The organism is uncultured Azonexus sp., assembly GCF_937982035.1.
Lineage (GTDB): Bacteria > Pseudomonadota > Gammaproteobacteria > Burkholderiales > Rhodocyclaceae > Azonexus.
In genome coordinates, this window is the sequence record NZ_CALJNI010000020.1 from 37,197 (window position 1) to 62,436 (window position 25,240).

General features: G+C 63.3%; 23 protein-coding genes. 10 read left to right on the top strand and 13 right to left on the bottom strand.

The features are described from left to right. Positions 1-21: 21 nt before the first annotated feature. Entirely contained in the window at positions 22-1,083 is a 1,062-nt protein-coding gene (locus Q0799_RS13680) for a glyceraldehyde 3-phosphate dehydrogenase NAD-binding domain-containing protein (RefSeq protein WP_298399327.1), read from the bottom strand. A gap of 243 nt (positions 1,084-1,326) precedes the next feature. On the opposite strand from Q0799_RS13680, the gene Q0799_RS13685 reads away from it, so the two are divergent. Next, complete coding sequence (locus Q0799_RS13685) at positions 1,327-1,836, top strand: hypothetical protein (protein ID WP_298399329.1); 510 nt, start codon at positions 1,327-1,329, stop codon at positions 1,834-1,836. 46 nt (positions 1,837-1,882) lie between these two features. On the opposite strand, the gene gap is transcribed toward Q0799_RS13685, so the two are convergent. Next, on the bottom strand, positions 1,883-2,911 hold the full coding sequence (gap, locus tag Q0799_RS13690) for a type I glyceraldehyde-3-phosphate dehydrogenase (protein ID WP_298399332.1): 1,029 nt from the start codon (positions 2,909-2,911) through the stop codon (positions 1,883-1,885). Positions 2,912-2,946: 35 nt separating this feature from the next. Beyond that, a complete protein-coding gene (tkt, locus tag Q0799_RS13695) occupies positions 2,947-4,950 on the bottom strand; it encodes a transketolase (RefSeq protein WP_298399334.1) in 2,004 nt (667 codons plus the stop codon). A gap of 205 nt (positions 4,951-5,155) precedes the next feature. On the opposite strand from tkt, the gene Q0799_RS13700 reads away from it, so the two are divergent. The 3 genes from Q0799_RS13700 (at position 5,156) to Q0799_RS13710 (ending at position 8,174) form a co-directional block, all read left to right on the top strand. Then, positions 5,156-5,722 (top strand): hypothetical protein, encoded by a 567-nt coding sequence (locus Q0799_RS13700; protein WP_298399336.1) that lies wholly within the window; start codon positions 5,156-5,158, stop codon positions 5,720-5,722. 104 nt (positions 5,723-5,826) lie between these two features. Continuing rightward, positions 5,827-6,429, top strand: coding sequence for a TRAP transporter small permease subunit (locus Q0799_RS13705; protein WP_298399338.1), 603 nt, complete (start codon positions 5,827-5,829; stop codon positions 6,427-6,429). Further along, positions 6,429-8,174, top strand: coding sequence for a TRAP transporter large permease subunit (locus Q0799_RS13710; protein ID WP_298399340.1), 1,746 nt, complete (start codon positions 6,429-6,431; stop codon positions 8,172-8,174). The genes Q0799_RS13705 and Q0799_RS13710 overlap by 1 nt, the downstream gene beginning before the upstream one ends. Positions 8,175-8,295: 121 nt before the next feature. Here Q0799_RS13710 and Q0799_RS13715 read toward each other — a convergent pair whose 3' ends face one another. From Q0799_RS13715 to Q0799_RS13730, 4 genes are all read right to left on the bottom strand, one after another. Further along, the gene (locus Q0799_RS13715) at positions 8,296-9,429 is read right to left on the bottom strand and encodes a TRAP transporter substrate-binding protein (RefSeq protein ID WP_298399341.1); all 1,134 of its coding nucleotides are present in this window, start codon (positions 9,427-9,429) and stop codon (positions 8,296-8,298) included. 141 nt (positions 9,430-9,570) lie between these two features. Beyond that, entirely contained in the window at positions 9,571-10,584 is a 1,014-nt protein-coding gene (locus Q0799_RS13720; RefSeq protein ID WP_298399342.1) for a class 1 fructose-bisphosphatase, read from the bottom strand. A 33-nt stretch (positions 10,585-10,617) separates the two neighbouring features. Beyond that, positions 10,618-13,101 (bottom strand): EAL domain-containing protein, encoded by a 2,484-nt coding sequence (locus Q0799_RS13725; RefSeq protein ID WP_298399344.1) that lies wholly within the window; start codon positions 13,099-13,101, stop codon positions 10,618-10,620. Positions 13,102-13,162: 61 nt separating this feature from the next. Further along, positions 13,163-13,720 carry a thioredoxin family protein gene (locus tag Q0799_RS13730; RefSeq protein WP_298399346.1) on the bottom strand — a complete coding sequence of 186 codons (558 nt, stop codon included), beginning with the start codon at positions 13,718-13,720 and terminating at the stop codon, positions 13,163-13,165. 42 nt (positions 13,721-13,762) lie between these two features. Here Q0799_RS13730 and Q0799_RS13735 point away from each other — a divergent pair, with 42 nt between their 5' ends. From Q0799_RS13735 to Q0799_RS13750, 4 genes are read left to right on the top strand one after another with little or no spacing between them, the layout of a single operon-like run. Continuing rightward, positions 13,763-14,500 (top strand): 16S rRNA (uracil(1498)-N(3))-methyltransferase, encoded by a 738-nt coding sequence (locus tag Q0799_RS13735; RefSeq protein WP_298399348.1) that lies wholly within the window; start codon positions 13,763-13,765, stop codon positions 14,498-14,500. Positions 14,501-14,502: 2 nt separating this feature from the next. Beyond that, positions 14,503-16,002, top strand: coding sequence for a polyphosphate:AMP phosphotransferase (pap, locus tag Q0799_RS13740; protein ID WP_298399349.1), 1,500 nt, complete (start codon positions 14,503-14,505; stop codon positions 16,000-16,002). A gap of 1 nt (position 16,003) precedes the next feature. Then, positions 16,004-17,323, top strand: coding sequence for an amino-acid N-acetyltransferase (gene argA, locus Q0799_RS13745; RefSeq protein WP_298399351.1), 1,320 nt, complete (start codon positions 16,004-16,006; stop codon positions 17,321-17,323). Between the two features lie 29 nt (positions 17,324-17,352). After that, a complete protein-coding gene (locus Q0799_RS13750; RefSeq protein WP_298399352.1) occupies positions 17,353-17,625 on the top strand; it encodes an oxidative damage protection protein in 273 nt (90 codons plus the stop codon). Positions 17,626-17,672: 47 nt separating this feature from the next. Here Q0799_RS13750 and Q0799_RS13755 read toward each other — a convergent pair whose 3' ends face one another. Together Q0799_RS13755 and Q0799_RS13760 are read right to left on the bottom strand one after the other, a co-directional pair. Further along, complete coding sequence (locus Q0799_RS13755; protein ID WP_298399353.1) at positions 17,673-17,822, bottom strand: hypothetical protein; 150 nt, start codon at positions 17,820-17,822, stop codon at positions 17,673-17,675. Positions 17,823-17,922: 100 nt separating this feature from the next. Then, the gene (locus tag Q0799_RS13760) at positions 17,923-18,090 is read right to left on the bottom strand and encodes a hypothetical protein (RefSeq protein ID WP_298399354.1); all 168 of its coding nucleotides are present in this window, start codon (positions 18,088-18,090) and stop codon (positions 17,923-17,925) included. Positions 18,091-18,243: 153 nt separating this feature from the next. Here Q0799_RS13760 and Q0799_RS13765 point away from each other — a divergent pair, with 153 nt between their 5' ends. Next, positions 18,244-20,076 (top strand): GGDEF domain-containing protein, encoded by a 1,833-nt coding sequence (locus Q0799_RS13765; protein WP_298399355.1) that lies wholly within the window; start codon positions 18,244-18,246, stop codon positions 20,074-20,076. Between the two features lie 101 nt (positions 20,077-20,177). Here the strand turns inward: Q0799_RS13765 and rpiA are convergent, their stop codons facing one another. Beyond that, the gene (rpiA, locus tag Q0799_RS13770) at positions 20,178-20,846 is read right to left on the bottom strand and encodes a ribose-5-phosphate isomerase RpiA (protein WP_298399356.1); all 669 of its coding nucleotides are present in this window, start codon (positions 20,844-20,846) and stop codon (positions 20,178-20,180) included. Between the two features lie 113 nt (positions 20,847-20,959). Between rpiA and Q0799_RS13775 the strand changes: the two genes are divergently transcribed. Further along, the gene (locus Q0799_RS13775) at positions 20,960-21,538 is read left to right on the top strand and encodes a hypothetical protein (protein ID WP_298399357.1); all 579 of its coding nucleotides are present in this window, start codon (positions 20,960-20,962) and stop codon (positions 21,536-21,538) included. Positions 21,539-21,571: 33 nt separating this feature from the next. Here Q0799_RS13775 and Q0799_RS13780 read toward each other — a convergent pair whose 3' ends face one another. From Q0799_RS13780 to phnD, 3 genes are read right to left on the bottom strand one after another with little or no spacing between them, the layout of a single operon-like run. Next, the gene (locus Q0799_RS13780) at positions 21,572-22,915 is read right to left on the bottom strand and encodes a sigma-54 dependent transcriptional regulator (RefSeq protein ID WP_298399358.1); all 1,344 of its coding nucleotides are present in this window, start codon (positions 22,913-22,915) and stop codon (positions 21,572-21,574) included. Next, positions 22,905-24,362 carry a HAMP domain-containing sensor histidine kinase gene (locus Q0799_RS13785; RefSeq protein ID WP_298399359.1) on the bottom strand — a complete coding sequence of 486 codons (1,458 nt, stop codon included), beginning with the start codon at positions 24,360-24,362 and terminating at the stop codon, positions 22,905-22,907. The genes Q0799_RS13780 and Q0799_RS13785 overlap by 11 nt, the downstream gene beginning before the upstream one ends. A gap of 1 nt (position 24,363) precedes the next feature. Continuing rightward, entirely contained in the window at positions 24,364-25,233 is an 870-nt protein-coding gene (gene phnD, locus Q0799_RS13790) for a phosphate/phosphite/phosphonate ABC transporter substrate-binding protein (protein WP_281983335.1), read from the bottom strand. Between the last annotated feature and the right edge of the window lie 7 nt (positions 25,234-25,240).

Below are 25,240 nucleotides of genomic sequence, written 5' to 3' on the forward strand. Positions count from 1 at the left end.
GTCTTCTCCAGAAGGTGGGTTTTATTGTTGATCGGTCCAGTGGCGCGACCAGTGGTCGGCGACTTCGAGCATGCGGTTGGCGAATCCCCATTCGTTGTCGAACCAGACGAAGAGATTCACCAGATGGTTACCGGCGGTGCGGGTCTGGCTGCCGTCGACGATGGCCGAATGCGGGTCGTGGTTGAAGTCGATCGAGGCGTGCGCCTGATCGGACCAGGCCAGGCGCCGGCTCAACGGCCCGGCGGCGGCATCGGCGAGCAGGCGGTTGATGGTCTTGGCCGAAACCGCCTGGCGGGTGTGCAGGGTCAGGTCGATCGCCGAGACATTCAGCGTCGGCACCCGGATCGCCTTGGCGTGTACGCGGCCGGCCAGTTGCGGCAGCAGGCGCTCGACGCCGCGTGCCAGACCGGTCGATACCGGGATGATCGACTGCATGGCGGAACGGGTGCGGCGCAGGTCGTCGTGGTGATAACCGTCGATCAGCGGCTGGTCGTTCATGACCGAGTGCAGCGTGGTCAGCAGCGCCTGGTCGACGCCGATTTCGCGGTCGAGCAGGTCGAGTACCGGCACGATGGCATTGGTCGTGCAGGATGCTGCCGAGACCAGGCGCTGGCTGCCGTTCAGCTCGTCCTGGTTGATGCCGGCGACGATGGTCGCGTCGACGTCCTCGGCGCTGTGGCCGGGGTGCGACAGCAGCAGGCGCGGGCAGCCGGCGGCGAGGAAACGGTTCAGTTCATCGCGGCGGCCATAGGCGCCGGAGCATTCAACCAGCAGGTCGATGCCGTGCTCGGACCAGTCCACATCTTCCGGCGTGCGCGCATGGCTGACGGCGATCGGTTGGCCATCGACGAACAGTTTGCGTTCGCCCAGGCCGATTTCGGCGGGGAAGCGCCCGTGCGTCGAATCGTAGCGGGTCAGGTAGGCGATGCTGTCGAGGTTGGCCGGTTCGTTGATGGCAACGACCTCGAAACGCCGGCGGGCATCGCCTTCGTGCAGGGCGCGCAGGAAGCAGCGACCGATGCGACCGTAGCCGTTGATGGCAAGACGCAATGGCGAGGATGTCGCGGGAGTGGGCGCAGGCACGGGCCGGGATTGGCACTAGGATGAAAGTGGTGATTTTACAGCGATGCAGACTGACTGAACATTGCTAAACGGTCAGGATGTCTGAATTCGGCATGTACTTCTGCTGAGGCCTGGCGGTTTGCCGGCAATTTCTGCCGAGCGTTTGCGCCGGTGGGTGTAAAAAAACGCCCGAAGCGCCGCGGTCCTGTGCTGGGTACGCTATTTGCATGAAGCGCTGGTCGATTTGTTTCAGGCGAGGACGATATGAAAATCGGAACGGATTATGCGGGGGCGGCAATCGGTCTCGGCGGCAGTGCGCCGACCGGGGCGGCGGGGGATTTTTCGGCCGCGATGGCCGATGCCATGGCGGCGCAGGAAGGTGCTGCCAGGGGCGAGGCCAAGCGCCAGCCGACCGAGGCCGAACGCATCGAGGCGGCACGCGAGGCGAGGGCGAATCTGGTCAAGGAACTCGTCGATTTCCTGGAAAAGCCGCTGGAAGTGCATCTGCGCGAAGCGGTAATGAAGGAAATGGGGCTGACCGAGGAGAAACTGGCGGCGATGCCGCCGGCCGAACGCCTGGCCGCCGAGGCCATGATTGCCCAGAAGGTGCGTGAGCGCCTGCTTGAGCGCAAGGATGAAGGCGAGCAGTCGGCGATGGATCAGCCGCTACGCCCGGGCAATGAAATCGTTGCGGTGCCCGACGTGCAATTCTCCGCCGAACGGCTGGCGACGATCATGGCCAACAGCATGGCCACGGTGGCTGGCAAGGCATAAAAAAACCGCCGGGCTGGCCGGCGGTTCTTCGTTGCGCTGGGGCGCCTTACTTGGCGGCCATCCAGGCGCGGGCAGCGTCGAGCATGCGGCAGGAGTAGCCCCACTCGTTGTCGTACCAGGCCAGCACCTTGACCAGCGTCGAGCCGTCTTCGGCCTTGAGCACGCGGGTCTGCGTCGCGTCGAAGGTCGACGACACGGTGGTGTGGTTGAAGTCCGACGACACCAGCGGCTCGGTGTTGACCGCCATGATGCCCTTGAGCGGGCCGTTGGCCGCCTTGGTCATCAGTTCGTTGATTTCTTCCTTGGTGGTGGCGCGCTCGGCAGTGAAGGTCAAATCGACGAGGGACACGTTGATCGTCGGCACGCGCAGCGCGAAGCCGTCGAACTTGCCGACCAGCTGCGGCAGCACCAGGCCGACGGCCTTGGCGGCGCCGGTCTTGGTCGGGATGATGTTGGCGGCAGCGGCGCGGGCGCGGCGCAGGTCCTTGTGGCGGACGTCCACCGTGACCTGGTCGTTGGTGTAGGCGTGCACCGTGGTCATCAGGCCGGACTTGATGCCGATGGCGTCGGACAGCACCTTGGCCACCGGGGCCAGACAGTTGGTCGTGCACGAGGCGTTGGAAACAACCGTCATCGCCTGGGTCAGGATGCTTTCGTTGACGCCCATGACGATGGTGCCGTCGACGTCGTCACCGCCCGGCGCGGAAATCAGCACGCGCTTGGCGCCCTGTTCCAGCAGCGCCTGAGCCTTGGCCTTGGAGGTGTAGGCGCCGGTGCATTCGAGCAGGACGTCGACGCCGTGGTCGGCCCAGTTGATGTCCTTGGGGTTCTTGGTCGAGTAGAAGGCGATCTTCTTGCCGTCGATGATGATGCAGTTCTCGCCTTCGGTTTCGACGCTGGTCGTGAACCGGCCGTGCGTCGTGTCGTACTTCAGCAGGTGGGCGTTGGTCGCCAGGTCGCCGGAGGCGTTGATGGCGACGACGTCGAACTCGCTCTGCAATCCCTGCTCGTAAATGGCGCGCAGCGTGCAGCGACCGATACGACCGAAACCGTTGATTGCAACCTTGATAGCCATGGATCTATTTCCTCTCTGCGTTGGATGTATTGAAATCAGGACAACAGGCTTTTCGCCGTGGCGACGACATTGCCGACGGTGAAGCCGAACATTTCGAACAACTGGCCGGCCGGCGCCGATTCGCCGAAGCGGTCGATGCCGATCACGGCGCCGTGCAGGCCGACGTACTTGCGCCAGAAATCCGGGTGCGCCGCTTCGATGGCGATGCGCTTCTTGCAGGTGCCGAGCACCGAAGCCTTGTAGTCGTCGCTCTGGCGGTCGAAGACATTGGTGCAGGGCATCGAGACGACGCGCGCGGCAATGCCTTCGGCGGCCAGTGCGGCCTGGGCGTCGAGCGCCAGTTTGACTTCGGAGCCGGTGGCGATCAGGGTGATCTGCGCATCGGCGTTTTCGGCCAGCACGTAGCCGCCCTTGGCGATGTCGGCGTCGGCGGCGTTCTGCGTCACCGTCGGCAGGTTCTGGCGCGACAGGGCGAGCAGGCTCGGGCCGTCCTTGCGGTCGACCGCGGAAATCCAGGCGATGGCGGTTTCGGTCGCGTCGGCCGGGCGCCAGACATCCAGGTTCGGGATGATGCGCATCGACGGGATGTGCTCGACCGGCTGGTGCGTCGGGCCGTCCTCGCCGAGACCGATGGAGTCATGGGTATAAACCATGATCTGGCGCTGCTTCATCAGCGCCGCCATGCGGATGCCGTTGCGGGCGTAGTCCGAGAAAACCAGGAAGGTGGCGGTGTAGGGGATCAGGCCGCCGTGCAGCGCGATGCCGTTGGCGATCGCCGTCATGCCGAATTCGCGCACGCCGTAGTAGCAGTAGTTGCCGCCTTCGGTGCGGGTGACGCCCTTGCTGCCTTTGACGAAGGTCAGGTTGGAACCGGCCAGGTCGGCCGAGCCGCCGAAGATTTCCGGAATCGCCGGGACCAGCGCGGCGATGGCGTTCTGCGAGGCCTTGCGGGTGGCGATATTCTCGGCCTTGTCGCGGCAGGCCTGCAGGTAGGCGGCCTTGGTCGCTTCCCAGGTGGCCGGCAGTTCGCCCTTGAGCACGCGACGCTCGAATTCGGCGGCCAGTTCGGGGAATTCGGCCTGGTATTTGGCGAAACGGCGTTGCCAGTTTTCCTCGAAGGCGGCACCGCGGACCTTGCCGTTCCAGGCGGCGTACACGTCGCCCGGGATTTCGAACGGCGGATGGTTCCAGCCGATGTAGGCGCGGGCTGCGGCGATTTCGTCCTTGCCCAGCGGTGCGCCGTGGCAGTCGTGGCTGCCCTGCTTGTTCGGCGAGCCGGCGCCGATCACGGTGCGGCAGCAGATCAGGCTGGGCTTGTCGGTCACCGCCTTGGCGGCGAGCAGGGCGCGTTCGATGGCTTCCGGGTCGTGGCCGTCGACATTGGCGACGACGTGCCAGCCGTAGGCTTCGAAGCGCTTCGGCGTGTCGTCGGTGAACCAGCCTTCGACGTGGCCATCAATCGAGATGCCGTTATCGTCCCAGAAGGCGATCAACTTGCCCAGGCCGAGCGTGCCGGCGAGCGAGCAGGCCTCGTGGGAGACGCCTTCCATCAGGCAGCCGTCGCCAAGGAAGGTGTAGGTGTGGTGATTGACGATGTCGTGGCCGGGGCGGTTGAACTCGGCGGCCAGCACCTTCTCGGCCAGCGCGAAGCCGACGGCGTTGGTGATGCCCTGGCCGAGCGGCCCGGTGGTCGTCTCGACGCCCGGCGTGTAGCCGTATTCCGGATGGCCCGGCGTTTTGGCGTGCAGCTGGCGGAAGTTCTTCAGGTCGTCAATGCTGACGTCGTAGCCGGTCAGGTGCAGCAGCGCGTAGATCAGCATCGAGCCGTGGCCGTTCGACAGCACGAAGCGGTCGCGGTCGGGCCACGCCGGATTCGCCGGATTGTGGCGCAGGTGGCGACGCCACAGCACCTCGGCGATTTCGGCCATGCCCATCGGGGCGCCCGGGTGACCGGAGTTGGCCTGTTGCACGGCATCCATGGCCAGGGCGCGGATGGCGCCGGTCAGGGGATTGAATTTGGGAGGGATGCTGATGCTCATGTTCCGGAAATCCAGCCTGCTGAAAAGCGCGAATTATCGGCGAAAAGCACTGTTTTGGATAGGCTCGTCGCGGGGGCATGCCGGTGTCCGGCATCCCCGGACGGTTGGCGCGATATGCGCAGCGCGTTATGATGATCCGACCAACAATTGCCGCCAGAGGGGCGTCTGCCGCCCTTGTTCAGGCCAACGACAGGAATATTCCGCCATGACGACTTGCCGTATTCGCTATGCCCGCATTGCCGCACCGGTTCTTCTGCTGAGCCTGCTTGCCGGTTGTGTCTCCAACCAGCCGAAGGATGAGGCCAAGCCCGAGCCGGCGCCGCCGGTTGCGGAAAAGAAGGCTGCGGCACCGACTGCCGCCACAAAAACGGCAGCGCCCAAGCCGGCTGGCAAGAACGGTTACGATCTTTCGAAGAACAAGCCGGTTACCGACTCGACCAAGGTGGAGTCAGGGCAGGGCACCATGGTCAAGGGGATCAATAACTGGGAAGGTGAAGTCACCGGTGTGCCGGCAGCGAAAAGCCGCTTCACCAACCTGCGCATCGGCATGTCGCAGCAGCAGGTCGTCGATATCGCCGGGCAGCCGACCGATCAGGGTGCCTATGTGACTGGCAAGGCCTTCATTCCCTTCTATTTCGGCAGCGACCGTTCGCGCTGGGAGATGGTGTACAAGGGCCAGGGACGTCTGATCTTTTCCAATCAGGCCGGCTTCGGTTCCGGTTACTACCTGACCTGGATCATCCACAACGCCAACGAGGGCGGTTACCGCTGATTGGTGCTCGGGCCTGTCAGGGCTATCCCTAATTTGGGCTGACCGAGCCCGCGAGTAGACTGCGTCGCTGAAATGCCGCCCTTCGTGCGGCTTAGGAGGATGACATGCAGCTTCTACTCAAGCTGTCGCGTTTGATCGACGCGTTCAGCGAACGTTTGGGAAACCTGATTTATTGGCTGGTCCTGGTGGCTGTGCTGATATCCGCGGGTAATGCGGTGGTGCGCAAGACCCTGAACATCGGGTCGAACGCCTTTCTTGAAATCCAGTGGTACCTGTTCTCGGCGGTATTCATGCTGGGGGCGGGTTATGTGTTCCTGAAGAACGCCCACGTCCGTATCGATTTCCTGTCCAACCGCTTCTCGCCGCGGGTACGAAATATCATCGATATTGTCGGCATCCTGCTGATTCTCGCGCCCTTGTGCGTGGTCTTCATCGAGTTGTCCTGGCCCTTGTTCCATCGTGCCTGGGTCAGCGGCGAAATGTCGCAGAATGCCGGCGGCCTGGTCCGTTGGCCGGTGTACCTGCTGATGCCGCTGGGTTTCGGTTTGCTGCTGTTGCAGGCCGCATCGGAACTGATCAAGCGTTTTGCCTTCCTCGCCGGCCTGATTCCCGATCCGATCGGCCACAACCCGCATGCGCCGGAGGAAGAGGTACTTTCCTATGAAATTGAGGAGCACGCCGGTCGTGCCCGCGAGGAGCTGCGCTAATGGCCTTCATCGTCGAATACTTCGTGCCCTTGATGTTCGTCGGGCTGATCCTTTTCCTCATTTCCGGTTTCCCGGTGGCTTTTGCCCTGGCCGCGACCGGCCTGCTGTTCGGCACCATCGGCATGGAGGCTGGGCTGTTCCCCTCTACCCTGTTCCAGGCATTGCCGCTCCGCTTGTTCGGCATCATGCAGAACGACACCCTGCTGGCGATCCCGTTTTTCACGCTGATGGGCATCATCCTGCAGAAAAGCGGCATGGCCGAGGATCTGCTTGAATCGATCGGCCAGGTCTTCGGCCCCCTGCGCGGTGGTCTGGCGCTGGCCGTGATCATCGTCGGCGCGCTGCTGGCGGCGACCACCGGCGTGGTTGCCGCGTCGGTGATCGCGATGGGTCTGATCTCGCTGCCGATCATGTTGCGCTACGGCTATAACCGCGCCATCGCTGCCGGGACGATTACCGCTTCCGGCACACTGGCGCAGGCGATTCCCCCGTCGCTGGTGCTGATCGTCATGGCCGACCAGTTGGGTCGCTCGGTGGGCGACATGTATGCGGGGGCAATGATTCCGGCCTTCATGCTGGTCGGGCTTTATGTGCTGTTGATCGTCGGCCTGGCGATTATCAAACCTGAGTGGGTGCCGGCGCTGCCGCCCGAGGCGCGTATCTATCGCGAGCCGAATGGCAGCAGCGGGCAAATGTCCCTGTGGATTCTCTCGGCCGGCTCCTGGGCGGTCGGTGCCTTGCTCTACTTCAACTACAACAGTGTTGCTGCCAGCCTGTTCGGCAGGAAAGGCGAGGCGCCGTTCGACGAGCGTGTGATCTTCACGCTGTCGGTGATCGGTATCGTCGCCCTGTTGCTGGCGATCATCAACAAGAAGCTCAAGCTCGGGCTGCTCTCGGTGCTCGCCGAGCGCGTGACCTTTGCGCTGATTCCGCCGCTGGTGCTGATTTTCCTGGTGCTCGGCACGATCTTCCTCGGTATCGCCACGCCGACCGAGGGCGGGGCAATGGGTGCGGTCGGTGCACTGATCATGGCCCTGTCGCGCCGTCAGCTGTCGATGGTTCTGCTCAAGGAAGCGCTCGACAACAGCGCACGCCTGTCCTGCTTCGTGCTCTTCATCCTGATCGGCTCGACGGTGTTCTCCTTCACCTTCAACGCCGCCGACGGTCACATCTGGGTCGAGCATCTGTTTGACAAGCTGCCGGGCGGACAGATCGGTTTCCTGGTGTTCGTGAACCTGCTGGTCTTCATCCTCGGCATGTTCATCGACTTCTTCGAGATCGCCTTCATCGTCGTGCCGTTGCTGGCGCCGGTCGCCGAGAAGATGGACATCAACCTGATCTGGTTCGGCGTCATGATCGCGATGAACCTGCAGACCTCCTTCCTGACGCCGCCCTTCGGCTTTGCCCTGTTCTACCTGCGCAGCGTCGCGGCCCGGACGGCGTACAAGGATGTGGTCACCGGCAAGCAGATTGAGCCGCTGACGACGCCGCAGATCTACAAGGGTGCCGTTGCCTTCATCATCCTGCAGGTGATCATGGTTGCGCTGCTGATCATGTATCCCGGTCTGGTGACTGGCAACCTGGACGAGAAGGTCAAGGTCGATCTCAACACCATCGAGCTCGATGCGGGGGGGGCTGGCTGGGGCGATGATCCGGGCCTGCCGGAACCGGCTGCACCGTCCGACGCCCAGGCCGACCCGGGCGCCGCCCTGATGGAACAGATGCGGCGCGACGCCCAGCGTTGAATCCGTAGGAAAGAAAAAGCCGTCCCGCTAACGCCGGGCGGCTTTTTTGCGTCTGCGCGCTGGGTGACAGGCGTAAAAAAACCCGCAGACTGGCTGCGGGTTGTGTGGCCTGGTGTTTCGCTTACAGCTTCTGGGCCTGCATGTAGCTGTCGAAACCGGCTTCGGCGAAGCGGAACCACTGGTGCTGCTCGCGGCGGAAAACTTCGTAGTCGGCGTAGATCTTCTTCCAGTTCGGGTTCTTCTCCGACAGTTCGGCGTAGTGTTCCTGCGAGTACTTGAAGGCTGCGTCCATGACGTCCTTCGGCAGGCGGAACAGCTTGGTGCCGCTGGCGACTAGTTCCTTCAGCGCGGTCGGGTTGCGGGCGTCGTACTTGGCCTGCATGTCGACGTGGGCGAAGGCCGAAGCGCACTCGATGATCGCCTTGTATTCGGCAGACAGCGAGTTGTAGGCCTTGTCGCTGACGTACAGCGTCAGCTGCGGGCCGCCTTCCCACCAGGCCGGGTAGGCGTAGTAGCCGGCAACCTTGTTCAGGCCGAGCTTCTGGTCATCGTACGGGCCGATCCATTCGGTTGCGTCGATCGTGCCCTTTTCCAGCGACTGGTAGATTTCACCGGCCGGGATGTTCTGCGGCACACCGCCGATGCCGGCGAGAATGCGACCGCCGAAGCCGCCGATACGCATCTTCAGGCCGTTCATGTCGGCCAGCGACTTGATTTCCTTGCGGTACCAGCCGCCCATCTGGGCACCGGTGTTGCCCATCGGGAAGTTGACGATGTTGTACTGGGCGTAGAGTTCGCGCAGCAGCTTCAGGCCGTTGCCCTGGAACATCCAGGCCGTGGTCTGGCGGGAGTTGAGACCGAACGGGATGGTGCAGTCCATCGCGAAGCTCTCGTCCTTGCCGAAGAAGTAGTACGGCGCGGTGTGGGCGCATTCGACGGTGCCCTGCTGGACGGCGTCGAGGACGCCGAACGGCGGAACCAGCTCGCCACCCGGGTGGATGGAGATTTCGAACTTGCCGCCGGACAGTTCCTTGACCTTGGCGGAGAAGGTTTCGGCAGCGCCGTAGATGGTGTCGAGCGATTTCGGGAAGCTGGAAGCCAGGCGCCAGCGGATGGTTTCACCGCCGGTGACGACAGCCGGTGCGGCCGGGGCAGCGGTTTGTGCTTCTTCTTTCTTGCCGCAGCCACTCAGCAGCAGGCCGGCGCCGGCAGCGGCGCCAAGCGAAGCGGTGGTCAGGAACTTGCGTCTTTCCATGAAGGGTCTCCTCGGTATTGATGCCCTGCAGACGCAGGGCGGATTGATGCAGCGTCTATCGAAGCGAATCGATAGACGCCATGGTCAGCCCATTTGCTTCAATACCGAATTAGGAGATTCCCTAATCGCCGTGGCGCGTCTTTAGTTGCTGTGATAAGCGGTGACGCGGTCGACTTCGGTTTTTGAACCGAGAATCACCGGGACACGCTGGTGCAGGTGCGCCGGTGCGATGTCGAGGATGCGCTGGCGGCCGGTGGTGGCGGCGCCGCCGGCCTGTTCGACGAGGAAGGCCATCGGGTTGGCTTCGTACATCAGGCGCAGCTTGCCGCCCTGGGCGCGGACCTTCTCATCCATCGGGTACATGAAGATGCCGCCGCGGGTCATGATGCGATGCACGTCGGCGACCATCGAGGCGACCCAGCGCATGTTGTAGTCCTTGCCCAGCGGGCCGCTCTTGCCGGCGACCATTTCGTCGACATAGCGCTTGACCGGGGCTTCCCAGAACCGCTGGTTCGACATGTTGATGGCGAATTCCTTGGTTTCGGCGGGAATCTGCACGTTTTCCTGAGTGAGCACGAACTGGCCCTGTTCGCGGTCCAGAGTGAATACCGCGACGCCGTCGCCGACGGTCAGTACCAGCAAGGTCGTCGGACCATAAACCGCGTAGCCGGCCGCGACCTGAGCGGTGCCGGGTTGCAGGAAGGCCTGTTCGGCTGCTTCAGCGGTGGACAGGTCGGCGCCATCCGGGCACTTGAGGACCGAGAAGATGGTGCCGATCGAGACATTGACGTCGATGTTCGACGAGCCGTCGAGCGGGTCGAAGGTCAGCAGGTACTCGCCCTTGGGGAAACGGTGCGGTACCAGGTGCGGCAGGTCCATTTCCTCGGAGGCCATGGCGGCGAGGTGACCGCCCCATTCGTTGGCTTCGAGCAGGATCTCGTTGGACAGCACGTCCAGCTTCTTCTGCGCTTCGCCCTGAATGTTGTCGCTGCCGGCTTCGCCGAGGACACCGCCGAGGCCGCCCTTGCCGATGGCAATCGAGATGGCCTGGCAGGCGCGCGAAACGACCTCGATCAGGAACTTGAGATTGGCCGGGATGCGGCCCTTGTTGCGATGCTCTTCGGTCAGATAGCGAGCCAGCGTGCGCTGTGCCATGGGAACTCCGGACGGGAAGTGAAAACCGGAATTTTACTCCGCCCGGCCGTTGGCGTGCAGGAAGGCGAACGCGGCACCGCTGGTCAGCGGCTTGCTGAACAGGTAGCCCTGCACCTCGTCGCAGCCGTTGCTGCGCAGCAATTCAAGCTGGTCCGGCGTTTCCACGCCTTCGGCGATGACGTTGAGGCCGAGCGAATGCGCCAGCGCGATGGTGCCGAAGGCGATGGCCCGGTCGTTGAGGTCGTGCTCGATGTCGCGGACGAAGGAGCGGTCGATCTTCAGGTGGTCGATGGGGAACAGCTTCAGGTAGGCGAGCGAGGAATAGCCGGTGCCGAAATCGTCGATGGCCAGGCTGATGCCCATGCGGCCCAGACGTTCGAGGATGAGAATGGCTTCCTGCGGGTTTTCCATCACCGAGCTTTCGGTGATTTCCAGTTCCAGCAATTCGGCCGGCAGGCCGGATTCGGCCAGCGCGCCGGCAACGGTTTCGCAGAAGTCGCGGCGGCGCAGCTGGCGGGCCGAGACGTTGACGGCGACACGCACCGGCTTGAGGCCACTGTCGATCCAGTGCTTCATCTCGCGGCAGGCGGTATGCATGACCCAGTCGCCGATCTCGACGATCATTCCGGTTTCTTCGGCGATCGGGATGAAACGGTCGGGCGGGATCATGCCGTCGCTCGGGTGGTGCCAGCGGATCAGCGCTTCGACGCCGGTCGGATGCTTGCCGTCCGAGGCGAACTGCGGCTGGTACACCAGTGCCAGTTCGTTGCGGCTGATGGCGTGGCGCAGCTTGCGCTCGATGTCGAGACGTTCGGTCGCCTGCTGGTTCATGTCGGCGGCGAAGAACTGGTAGTTGTTCCGGCCGGCCGCCTTGGCGTGGTACATCGCGGTGTCGGCGTTCTTCAGGATGCTGTCGCCGTCCGGGCCGTCGTCCGGGAACAGGCTGATGCCGATCGACGGGCTGGTGTGCAGTTCATGGCCCTCGGCTTCGATCGGCGTGCTCAGTGCGTTGACGATCTTGCTGGCGACCAGCGCCGCGTCGGCCGGGTTGTTGATGCCGGGCAGGATGACGACGAATTCGTCGCCGCCGAGGCGGGCCACGAAATCGGTTTCGCGCACCACCTTGGACAGCCGGCAGGCCACTTCGCGCAGCAGTTCGTCCCCGACCTGGTGACCGAGTGTGTCGTTGATGATCTTGAAGCGGTCGAGGTCGATGAACATGATCCCGACTTTCCACTCATGGCGGCGGGCTTCCGGCAGCAACTGGGCCAGGCGCATGAGCAGCGACAGGCGGTTGGGCAGGCCGGTCAGCGAATCATGCTGGGCGATGTGCTGCATGCGCGCTTCGGCTTCCTTGCGCTCGGTGATGTCGGCGAAGATCCAGATGTAGTGCCGGGGCAGGCCGCCGTTGTTTTCCTCGACGCGGTTGGTGCGCAGGCTGGCCGGGAAGCTCTGGCCGTCGTGGCGCTGCATCGAGACTTCGCCGCGCCAGGTGCCGTGCAGGGACAGCTTGGCCTGCAGTTGATCCTGCTTCCAGTCCGGGTCGGCGAGCACCAGGTCGAGCACCGAGGTGCCGAGCAGTTCGCCGGCGTTGCGTCCGGTCATGCTCGACGCTGCCGGATTGAGCGACAGCACGCGGTAATTCTCGTCGGTGACGATGATGCCGGCCGGGGTGTGGTTGAAGACGACCTGGGCCAGTTGTTCGCGCTCGGCGCTGGTGCGCCGTTCGGTGACGTTGGTGTAGATGGTGACCAGGCTGTTGTCGTCCAGCGGCACGCCGCGCACGTCGATGGTCTGGCCGTTCGGCCGGGTGCGCTCGAAATGGTGGGCGACCGGGTGGCGGGCGCGGGTCATCAGCGAACGGACAATCTGCTCCGGGTCGCCGGGGCCGTATTCGCCGCGTTCGGCGTTGAAGCGGAAAATCCGCTCCATGGTCACCGGCGGGTTTTCGAACAGGCTGTCGGGCAGTTCCAGCAATTTGGTGAACTCCCGGTTGTGCAGCAGCAGTTCCTGGTTGCTGTCGAACAGCGTGACGGCGCAGGGGATGGCCTCGATCACCGTTTCCAGCAGCGCGTGCTGGTGCCGCAACTGCTCTTCCGCCGATTTGCGTTCGGTGATGTCGGTGTAGGTGGTGATGAATCCGGCCAGTTGGCCGTTGATCCGCAGGGGCTCGCCATGCACCAGGTGGGTCCGTCCGTTCGGTCGGGTCCGTTCGAAGCGGTGCGGCTGGAATTTCAGGGCCAGCTCGGTGATCCGCCGGACATGGGATTCCGGGTCGCCGATGCCGTATTCGCCCCGGGTCGCCGGAATGCGGATGAGGTCGGAAAAACTGACGCCGTCGACGACGATTTCCGGCGGCAGGCCGACGATCTCGACAAAGCCCTTGTTCCAGACGCGCAGCTTGAGGTTTTCGTCGAAGACGCTGATCCCTTGCGGCATGCTCGATACCACGGCCTGCAGATAGGTCAGCCGCAGTCTGGAGTTGTCGGCAGTCGAGAGGGTGTCGTCGATGTTCAAGGCCGGATCAGTCGAGTCAAGGTAATGGTGGATGATAACCCAAGGTGACCCAGTGGCTTGCTCAGGTATTGCGCCATTTGATCGAACAGCCGATCGATGCGGTCTGCTGCTGCGGGCCCAGGCCGCCGGCGGCAATCATGCGCATGGCCTCGAACAGTTCGCGTGGCGCGTCCGCCGGTCCGGGGTTGCGCCCGGAGGCGTCGAGCCGGCCGCGGTACTGGAGTTCCAGTCCGGCGTTGTAACCGAAGAAGTCCGGTGTGCATACGGCACCGTAAGCCCGCGCCACCGACTGGTCGGCGTCGAACAGGTAAGGGAAGGGGAAGGCCAGTTCCTCGGCCCAGCGCTTCATGTTGGGAAAGGCGTCGTCCGGGTAGGCCTCGGTATCGTTGCTCATGATCGCCACGCTGCCGATGCCGTGTTCGGCGAGTTCCCGACAATCGCGGATGAGCCGGTCGATGATCGCCTGGACGTAGGGGCAGTGGTTGCAGATGAACATCACCAGCAGGCCGTTCGGGCCGCGGCAATCAGTCAGGCGGTAATGCCGGCCGTCGGTGGCCGGCAGCAGGAAATCGGGGGCCGGCTGACCAAAATCGCAGACCGGCGGATTGAGTGCGACCACGATGCTCCCTTCGACAACGCGTTTCGCCGCATAATAGCACCGATGAATCTGCCCCGTTTCTATTGTCGGGAGGCCCTTTCGCCGGGCGCCCATATCGAACTGCCCGAGCCGGTGGCGCGCCACGCCGTGCGTGTTTTGCGCCTGCCGCCGGGGGCGCCGATGGTGTTGTTCGACGGTCGCGGCGGCGAGTATCCCGCCCACATCGAACGCATCGAGAAGGACAAGGTCTTTGCCGAATTGGCCGCCTGGCGCGAGGTCGAGCGCGAGTCGCCGCTGGCGGTGACGCTGGTGCAGGCGCTGCAGGCCGGCGACAAGATGGATTTCACCATCCAGAAAGCGGTCGAACTGGGCGTGCGCGACATCGTGCCGGTGGAGAGCCGGCGCAGTGTCCTGAAGCTGGCCGGTGACCGCGCGGCCAAGCGCGTTGCGCACTGGCAGGGCGTCGCCGCTTCGGCCTGCGAGCAATGCGGGCGTAACCAGGTACCCCTGGTGGCGCCGCTGGAAAGACTGGATCAATGGCTGGCCCGGCCGGCCGACGGCGTGCTGCGCCTGATGCTGGCGCCGGATGCCGAAGAAACGCTGGCCGGCATTGCGCCGGCCAGCCGGGTTCAACTGCTGATCGGTGCCGAGGGGGGGCTCGATCCGCAGGAAGTGATCGCGGCACGACAGGCGGGGTTCCGGGCTGTGCGCCTGGGGCCGCGCGTGTTGCGCACGGAAACGGCCGGGCTGGCCGCGTTGGCCGCCCTGCAGGTGTTGTGGGGTGACTTCAGGGGGGAGTGAAGATGTTCGAAGCGGCAGAGTTGGGACACAAGATCGACAAGGAAACCTTCCGGCAGGAGGTGCCGAAGCTGCGCGCCGCCTTGCTCGACGTTCAGTACGATGTCCTGCAGAAAAAGGAGTTTCCGGTCGTCATCCTGATTTCCGGGGTCGACGGCAGCGGCAAGGGGGAGACCATCAACCTGCTGTATTCGTGGATGGACCCGCGGCACATCTCGACGCTGGCCTTTTCCGGACCGAGCGACGAGGAAGCCGCGCGCCCGGTCATGTGGCGTTACTGGCGTGCCTTGCCGGCCAAGGGCAAGGTTGGCATCTTTGCCGGTTCCTGGTACTCGCAGCCGATTGCCGACCGCATCACCGGCAACATGCGCCGCGCCGAACTCGACGAGCGCCTCGACGACATCAACCGGTTCGAGGCGATGCTGGTCAACGAAGGCGCGCTGGTGCTCAAGTTCTGGTTCCACCTGTCCAAGGACGCCCAGAAGCAACGCCTGAAGGCGCTGGAAAAGGACCCGCGCACGGCCTGGCGGGTGACCAAGGAAAGTTACGACCGGCTGAAGACCTACGACAAGCTGCAGGAAGTGGCCGGCCATGTGCTGCGCGTGACCAATACCGCCAAGGCGCCGTGGATCATCGTCGAGGGGACCGATGATGCCTACCGCTCGCTGACCGTCGGCCGCATCGTTCTCGACGCCATGAAGCGCCGCCTGCAGCAGCCGGTGCCGCAGGTGCCGGTGGCGCCGCCCATCGTCCAGGCGATCGACGGCAGGAACGTGCTCAGCGAACTCGATCTGACGCAGAAACTGGCCAAGAAGGATTACGAAAGCCAGTTGGCCAAATACCAGTCGCGCCTGTCGGAACTGGTCCGCGATCCGCGCTTCACCGGCAAGCATTCGCTGGTGCTGGTCTTCGAGGGGTCGGATGCCGCCGGCAAAGGCGGCAGCATCCGCCGGCTCGGGGCAGCGATGGACGCGCGCCAATACCAGATCATCCCGATTGCCGCGCCGACCGAGGAGGAGCGCGCCCAGCCCTACCTGTGGCGTTTCTGGCGCCATCTGCCGCGTACCGGCCGGGTGGCGATCTTCGACCGCTCCTGGTACGGCCGGGTGCTGGTCGAGCGGGTCGAGGGCTTCTGCAGCGAGGCCGACTGGTTGCGCGCCTACGCCGAAATCAACGACTTCGAGCATCAAATGGCCGGCGCCGGGTGCATCGTGATCAAGTTCTGGTTGCAGATTTCTGCCGAAGAGCAGTTGCGCCGTTTCAAGGAGCGTCAGGACACCGAATTCAAACGCTTCAAGATCACCGACGAGGACTGGCGCAACCGCGAGAAGTGGGATGCCTATGTAGATGCCGTGTGCGACATGGTGGACCGGACCTCGACCGGGCTGGCACCGTGGACGCTGGTCGAGGCCAACGACAAGAATTTTGCCCGCGTGAAGGTCCTCAGGACCGTCTGCGAGCGTATCGAAGCCGCCCTGGATGGCGAGGGGAAAAAGAAGAGCTGATATGAGCGAAAATTCCTACGACGAAAACTTCGTCGCCTGGTTCCGGGCGGTCACGCCCTACATCAATGCCTTTCGCGGCAAGACCTTCGTCATTGCCTTCGGCGGCAAGGCGATTGCCAGCGAGTTCATCAAGACCCTGGCTTACGACGTCAATCTGCTGGCCAGCCTGGGCATCCGGCTGGTACTGGTGCATGGTGCGCGGCCGCAGATCGAGGAAGAGCTGCGCGAGAAAAACCTCGAATCGAAGTACCACCGCGGCTACCGCATCACCGATGCCGATACGCTCGATTGCGTGCTCGATGCGGTCGGCAGTGTCTATCTCGAAATCGAGGCCATGCTGTCGCAGGGCTTGCCGAATACGCCGATGGCCAACAGCCGGATCCGCGTGATCGGCGGCAATTTCATCACCGGCCAGCCGATCGGCGTGCTCGACGGCATCGACATGCATTACGCCGGCAAGGTGCGCAAGGTCGATAGCGAAGGCATCAATGCCCAGCTCGGCCTGGGCAACATCGTCCTGCTCAACTGCGAGGGGCCGTCGCCGACCGGCGAGATCTTCAACCTGCAGATGGAAGAAGTCGCGGAAAGCGTCGCCGTCGCGCTCAAGGCCGACAAGCTGGTGTACCTGACCGACAGCGCCGGCGTCACCGATCGTTCCGGCGAACTGCTCGACGCAGTCACCGCCGATGAAGCATCGCAGTTGTTGCGCGATGCCGACTGGTTGACTTCGGACATGATGCGCTACCTGCCCTGTACCGTCCGCGCCAGCCGCTCCGGTGTCGGTCGCGTGCACCTCATCGGCTATGCCCAGGATGGCGCGCTGCTGCGCGAACTGTTCACCCATGACGGCGTCGGCACCGTGATCACCCGCGAATCGCTGGAAAACATCCGCGAAGCCAAGCCCGACGACATCGCCGCGTTGATCGCGCTGATCGAGCCGATGGAGCAGGAAGGCATCCTCGTGCACCGGCCGCGCGAATTGCTCGAACGCGAGATCGAGCGTTTCTCGATCATGCTGCACGACGGGATCATCGTCGGTTGCGCCGCCCTCTATCCGCACACCGAAGACGAGGCCGAACTGGCTTGCCTGGCCGTCAACCCGGACCACCGCGAGTGGGGTTACGGCGAGCAACTGATGGAACGCATCATCCGCCGTGCCAAGAAATCCGGCATCAAGCGCCTGTTCGTGCTGACCACCCGTACCGAGCACTGGTTCGTCGAGCGCGGTTTCAAACTCGGTACGGTCGATGACCTGCCGGCGGCGAAAAAGGAAATGTACAACTACCAGCGGCGGTCAAAGGTGCTGTTCAAGACTCTATAATCCCCGCATTCATTCCCAAGGAGAACAACATGGCAAGAATGGTCAATTGCATCAAGCTCGGCTGCGAGTCTGAAGGGCTGGACATGCCGCCCTATCCGGGCGAGCTGGGCAAGCGTATTTTCGAGAACGTCTCGAAGGAAGCCTGGCAGCAGTGGATCAAGCTGCAGACGATGATCATCAACGAGAATCGCCTGAATCTCGTCGATGCCCGGCACCGTAAGTATCTGGCCGAGCAGATCGAAAAGCACTTCTTCGGCGACGGCGCAGACCAGATCCAGGGCTACGTTCCGCCCAAGCCCTGATCCGGAAGTTACCGCACCACGACCCCGCTACGGCGGGGTTTGTTTTTTCAGGGACTGATCTGCAGTCCGAGTAGGTAAAGTGCGACCCCGACACCGGGGAGAATTGCGCCGTTGATCCAGAACCAGGCGAGGCGCAGGGTCTTGTCCAGGCTGGCGCCGATGTTTTCGGCTTGCTCGTTGTAGGTTGTTGTTGTCATTGGTGGCTCCCTTGGGTGAGTCGCAAGTCAGGGTGATGATATACCGTTTGGATTCAGAGTGGATGACATTTGTGTGTGTCGTCCGGTTTCGGTGTGCCGATCATCCTGTCATCTTCTGCGCCAGGTAAAACAGCGCCAGGGCTGCCGGCAGGGCGACCGAGGCGGTCAGCAGGCCGGTGCGTTTCAGTCGATTGATCTGTTCGTCGAGGAACTGTTCCATGTCGTCGAACAGTTCCGGGAAGCTTGCAATGTCGTTCGGCTTGGGCATGTCGTTTGACCATCGGGTTGCGGATGGGAAAAGCATGCCGGGCGATGGTTACATGGCCGTGACACAGCATCCTTGCATGCCGTGTGGGTTTAACCGGGCTGAAATATCCGGGCCATACACTTGGCGGCCCCATATTCATGAGCTGTCATCGCCATGCTTACCGTTATCGACCAGGAAGTTTCCGAGTTGCGCACCATCCTCGCCGAGGGGCTGCTCGTGCCGGTATTCCAGCCCATCGTCGATTTCCGGGCGCGTGCCATCTACGGCTACGAGGCGCTGATCCGCGGCCCCGAAGGCAGTGCCCTGCAACGGCCAGACAAATTGTTCGCGGCCGCGCGCCGCGCCGGCTGCTCGCTGGCGCTGGAGCATGCCTGCCGCGAAACCAGCATGCGGGCGTTTGTTGCCCAGTCGCTCGGGGGGCGGCTGTTCCTCAATGTCACGCCCGGCTGCCTGCTGGCGCCGCAACTGATGAACGGGGAAACGCAGGCCTTGCTGCGCGAACTCGGCCTGCCCGCCAACCGCATCGTGCTGGAGTTGACCGAGAACCAGCAGATCACCGATCTGCCGGGCATCCAGGAGGCCTTGCTGCATTACCGCGGGCGCGGTTTCCAGATTGCCATCGACGATCTCGGCGAGGGTTTTGCCAATCTGCGCATGTGGTCCGACCTGCGGCCCGAGTTCGTCAAGATCGACAAGCATTTCGTCCATGGCATTGCCGACGACCGGATCAAATACCACTTTGTCCGGGCCATGCAGGACCTGGCGGGGATCTGCAATGCCTCGCTGGTGGCCGAAGGCATCGAGCGCCAGGAAGACTTCAACTGCATCCGCGACATGGGGATCGCCTGCGGGCAGGGCTACTTCATCGAGCGCCCGGTGCCGGCACCGGCACGTCAGCTGAGCTTGCCGGTGATCACCGCCCTCGACCAGCGACGCGTCGCGCTGACGCCGACTCAGGGCGGACAGGGCAAGGTGCCGACGGCGCGGAATCTGTTGCGGGCCATCGAGCCGCTCCCGCACCTGGCCACCAACGATGTGGCGATCGCCCGTTTCGAGGCCGATCCGGAGCTCTACGTGTTGCCGGTCGTCAACGGTCAGCAGCCGATCGGCATGATCAACCGGCACAGCCTGATCGACCGCTTTGCCCGGCCGTTCCGCCGCGAGCTCTATGGCAGCAAGTCTTGCGAACTGTTCATGGATCATGCGCCGCTGATCGTCGATCAGCATGCCAGCATCCAGGAACTCGCGCTGATGCTGGCTCTGGCGCCGAAGCACTACCTCTACGACGGCTTCATCGTGACCGGCGAGGGCAGCTACCTCGGGATCGGCAACAGCCAGGACCTGATGGCGACGATCACCGAAATGCAGATCAGCGCCGCCCGCTACGCCAACCCGCTGACCCAGTTGCCGGGCAACGTGCCGATCAACGAACACATCGACCGGATGCTCGACGCCGACGTCGAGTTTGTCGCCGCCTACATCGATATCGATAACTTCAAGCCGTTCAACGACAACTTCGGCTATCGCCGTGGCGACGACCTGATCCAGACGCTGGGGCAGCTGATTTGCGATGCCGTCGACGAACGCAACGATTTCGTCGGTCACATTGGCGGCGACGATTTCTTCGTCATCTTCCAGAGTGCCGACTGGGAGAACCGCTGCTGGCAACTGGTGCACGGCTTTGCCGAGCGGACGCAGGCCATGGTCGGTCCGGAAGAACTCAGCCAGGGTGGCTACATGGCCGAGAACCGACGCGGTGAACTGGGCTTTCAGGCCTTGCCGACCCTGTCGATCGGCGCCGTCCGCATCCAGCCGCGCCAGTACGACTCGCACCGGGAAGTGGCTGCGGCCGCCTCAGTCGCCAAGAAGCAGGCAAAGAAACGGGTCAAGGAACAGAGCGAAGGGGTGATCGGCGGCAGCGTGTTTGTCGAGCGCCGTCGCGGCGGCCTGGAGGCAGCCCAGATGCCGCTGCGCCAGTTGAACTGAACAAAAAAGAAGCCCGACTGACGCCGGGCTTGAATGGAGAGATTTGGGGTTTCTGTTTTTGCTGGACGAACTTTAACCCCAGGATGTGACAGGAAAATGACTCAGCCGATCCGGCGCACGCCATCGGCCGTGCCGAGCAGCAGCAGGTCGGCCGGACGCATGGCAAAGAGGCCGTTGGTGACGACGCCGACGATCTGGTTGATCTGTGCTTCCAGGCCTTTGGGATCGGTGATTGCCAGGCCATGGACGTCGAGGATCAGGTTGCCGTTGTCGGTCACGAAGCCCTCGCGCAGCACCGGCTTGCCGCCGAGTTTGGCCAGCTGGCGGGCGACGTGGGCGCGGGCCATGGGGATCACTTCGACCGGCAGCGGGAACTTGCCCATGGTGTCGACCAGCTTGGAACCGTCGGCGATGCAGACAAAGATGTCGGCCACCGCCGCGACGATCTTCTCGCGGGTCAGTGCGCCGCCGCCGCCCTTGATCATGTTCAGGCCGGCATCGACCTCGTCGGCACCGTCCACATAGACCGGGATGTGCTCGACCTCGTTGAGGTCGAGGACCGGGATGCCGTGACCTTCGAGGCGCTTGCGGGTGGCCTCCGAGCTGGCGACGGCACCGCGATAGCGGTCTTTCAGCGGGGCCAGCGCGTCGATGAAGAAATTGGCCGTCGAGCCGGTACCGACGCCGATGATGGCACCTGCCGGCGCCTTTTCGGCAACGTAGTCGGCCGCCGCCTGGGCAACCGCCTGTTTCAGTTCGTCCTGGGTCATGAAAAGTGCTCCGTGGTTCAAGTTGAGGCGCATTTTACCTGTCAAAAAACTTTAATCCTGTGACAGTGCAAAATGGCTAAACTACACATACCGTTTTTACAGGGAGAGTCGCCATGAGCACCACCAAGCAAGCGCCGCGAAGCGCCGCACCGAAGCCCGCCGCCAAGCCCGCCGCCAAGCCCGCCGCGGCCGCCAAAGTTGCCAAGCCGGCGGCTGCCGCCGTCGACAAGCCGGTAGCAGCCGCACCGGCCAAGGCCGCGGCTCCCGCCCGGGCGCGTGCCCCGCGCAAGGCGCCGGCGGTTGCCGAAACCGTTGCCAAGCATCAGAAAGCGCTGGCCGAAGCGCTGGAGCAGGCCGAGGCCATCTGCTACGACCCGCCCCAGGCACCCAAGGCGAAGCCGGTGAAAGCCAACAAGGCCAAGCCGGCCAAGGTGGAAAAGCCGGCAAAAGCCGAAAAGCCCGCCAAGGCCAGGAAGCCGAAGCTGGTGCGCGACAGCTATGCCATGCCGGAAGCCGAATACGCCCAGATCGCCGTGCTCAAGAAGCGCATGGGCGGCCTTGGCGGCGAGGTCAAGAAGAGCGAGCTGCTGCGTGCCGGCGTCGCCGTGCTGGCCGCGCTCAACGATGCGGAGCTGAAGGCGGTCATGGATCGCGTCGAGCGCATCAAGACCGGACGTCCGAGCAAGAAGTAGTAAAGCCTTCGGGAATTCGCCGACGGGCGTGCATCACGGCGTATCGTCGTGGTGCATGCCCAGGCGGCGCATTTTTTCCCAAAGCGTCTTGCGTGAAATGCCCAGCGCTTCCGCCGTGTGGGTCATGTGGCCGGCGTGCTTCTCCAGCGCAATCTGCAGATAATTCTTTTCGCAGGCGAGCAGATAGTCGGCCAGCGATGGTGACAGGCTGCCTTGTCCGTCGCCCCCTTCGAGGCCTTCTCCGAAAAATGCTTCGGCATCGAGCAGAGGGCCTGGCGAAAGAATGCAGGCACGTTCCACGGCGTGCTTCAGTTCACGAATGTTTCCCGGCCAGGCATAGCGGGACAGCACCTGTTCCGTGCACGGATCGATGCGCCGTACTTCCTGTGGATTGGCGCGATTGAAATTCTCGACGTAGTGCCGGAGAAACCAGCGAATGTCGTCCTGGCGTTCGCGCAATGGCGGAATTCGCACCTGGATGACGTGAATCCGGTAGTAGAGGTCTTCACGGAACTGGCCGTGCTCGACCATTTCCTTCAGGTCGCGATGGGTGGCACAGACCAGCTTGAAGTCGACAGCAATCGTTTCCTCCCCGCCGACGCGGGTAATGGCCCTGTCCTGCAATACCCGCAACAGTTTTGCCTGCATCGACAATGGCATCTCGCCGATTTCGTCGAGAAATAGCGTGCCTCCATCAGCCTGTTCGAAATAGCCGCGCTTGGTTTTCCCAGCCCCGGTGAAGGCGCCTTTGTCGAATCCGAAAAGCTCGGATTCCAGGAGGCTTTCGGGGATGGCTGCGCAGTTGACCGCAATGAAAGGCGCCTTGTCGCTGAATGCCAGCTGATGAAACTGGCGGGCGACATGCTCCTTGCCGACGCCGGATTCGCCGGTGATCAACAATGCCGAGGCATGGCGGGCAAGGCGTGGCAGCGATTCGGCGATGCGTCGCATGCTTGGCGAGATGCCTAGCTGGCCGGCATCCCCGCCGCCGAGCATGCCGTATTCTTCGGCCAGTCCGCGGACTTTCTGTACCAGCAGATCGGCATCGAACGGCTTGGTCAGGTAATCGGCGGCGCCGGCCTTGAGCAGTTCGACGGCTCGGTCGATGCTGCCGTGGCCGGTAAGGAACAGGAAGGGAGGCAAACCGTGCAGGCGGTGCGACAGGTCGATGAACAGCTCGGCGCCGCTACGGTCGGGCAGGCGGATGTCGCTGACGACGACATGGTAGCGTCGGCTGCAGAGCGCGGTCTCGGCTTCGCCGGCGGTACGCCAGAGATCAACCTCGAAACCTTCCAGTGAAAAACGCTGGAGCAAGGATTCGCCGAGGATTTCGTCGTCCTCGATCAGACAGATGTGGGGTTTGGCTTCAGGGCTCATGTTCGTGGGGAAGGATCGCGGTGAAGACGGTTTGTGCCGGCTGGCTCTCGACGATGATCTGGCCCCCGAGCTGCTGGACAATCTGGTAGACGATCCACAGCCCGAGACCATGACCCTGCTCGCGGCTGGTGACGAAGGGTTCGAACAGGGTATCCAGTCGCTCCTGCGGAATATGTTCGCCGTCGTTGGCAATCCGGAACATCAATTCGTCGGCCGATGCGCTGATGTCGAGGTCGATCCGGCCGCCGATGGGGGCTGCATTGACCGCGTTGAGGAGCAGGTTGAGCAGTATCTGGCGAATCAATGTCGATGGCAGCGGCAGTGCGCCGTGCAGTTCCCCATGAACCTGCAGTACCAGTTGCCGGGTTCGGGCCTGCGCCTCGACCAGAATCAACACGTCGTTTACGTCCTCCGGCGTGAATGCGCGGTCCTTGGCCTTGGTCTCGACCAGCAAAGCAGCCACGGTCTGCTTGATTTGCAGCAGGCCTCGTTCGAGCAGGGCGAGCGTGGACAGCGTCATCTTGTCCGGATCGGGGGCGTGTTTGCGGAAGGTGTCGATCGCAGTCAGCATGCCGGCCAGCGGGTTGTTGATCTCGTGGGCAATGCCGGCGGTCAGCCGGCCGACCGCTGCCAGTCGCTCGGAAACCAGCATCTGTCGCTCCAGCGCTTCCTTGTCCTGCAATTCGCGGACCATGCGGCGGAAGGCGGTGCCAAGCTGGCCGATTTCGTCGCGGCTTTCCGGCAGATTGTCGAGCTCCGGCGCGCTGACGCTTTGGGGAATCTTGCGCATGGCTTCGGCCAGACGCATCAATGGTTCCCCGGTACGGGTGGCGTAGAACCACGATATCGGCAGGATGATCAGCAGCACCAGCAGGGTGACCAATGCGGCACGACCGACCAGGCGGACAAAACGGGGAAAGAATGTGGATGTCGTGTAACCCTGGATCACATGGCCTAGCGCGACACCATCGGCGAGCAACGGGGTGGCGACGAAGTACAGCGAACTGCCGCCGGTCGGGGTAATCACCTTTTGTCCTGCGCCGCTGTCAGTCACCAGTGCGCCGACAGCGCGGGCCAGCGGCGTGCTGCGACTGGTCAGCGCGTGACCAACCGGGTATTCCTTGGGGCGGGTGGAGACGAAAACCTGTTGGCGACTATCGCTGACGACAATGACTTCGGCCAGCAATTCCGGAGCCTCCGGGAAACTGACCCGGGCCGATTGCAGGATTTCATAGGCCCGCCAGACATCGTCGTGCAGCATCGGAGTGACCAAAGTGTTCGACAGGACGCGCCCGAGATTCTTGGCATGTCCCTCCAGGTTCTGGCGCATCTCGTCGTATTCCCAGACCAGGAGTGCCGAGGTGACGGCAAAAGCGGTGCCGAGGACGGCCGCCATGACCCGCAAGGGAATCTTCCAGCGCAGCGAAAGATCACTGTCGAAGAACATATCAGGCTGCCTCGCGGGCCATCTTCTCGATGCCGTCGAACAGGCTGCGGTCGCCCGGCACGAAACCGTCGAGACGCAAGCGGTTGAGCAGCGTCCTGCCCTCGTCATCGCCAGCCATACCGGTCAGGGTGGCGCGAATCAGCGTCATATCCTCCGGCGGCAGGTCGCGGCGGGCGACGAAAGGCGGGTGGCCCATGAACGGCGAGCGGTCGATGATGCGTGTCGTGGCCGTCAGTTCCGGGCGTACTTCGGCCAGCGTCTCCCAGACGTAGCCATCGACCGCGCCGCCATCGGCGAGGCCGACGCCGACGGCTTCAACAACCTTGCGGTGAGCCCAGGTGAAGAAGGTTCGCGAGAAAAAGGTCGCCGGGTTTTCGCCGCTGCTTTTCAGCAGATAACGGGGGTAGAGAAAGCCGGAATTCGAATCGGGGTCGGAATAGGCGAAGACCCTGCCACGCAGGTCGTTGATGCCCTGAGTGCGCTTGTCGTCATGAGGGACGATCAGGTAGGACTGGTAAAGCGGTCGGCGGCGCCACAGGGGCACCGCAAGCAACTGCAGTTCGTGTCGGTAGCGGACATAGGGGTAGCCGCACAACCAGGCCATGTCGATCTTGCCCGCGCGCAACAGGTCGATGACCTCGCGGTAATTGCCGCGCTGGATGAAAAGCACGGGCCGATCCAGCTTGCGTGCCAGCCAGCGTCGCCATTGTTCGAGAAAGCTGAACTGGTCGTCGAGGAAGACTGGCATCAGGCCCAGCCTGAGCGGTGTGTCGCGGGAAACCGCCCGTGCGTTGGCCGGCAGCAACGAGGCTGTCGCCATGGCCAGCAGCAGGCGTCGGCGCTGGCTGGAAACGCTGGGCGTATCGATCATGGCCGGA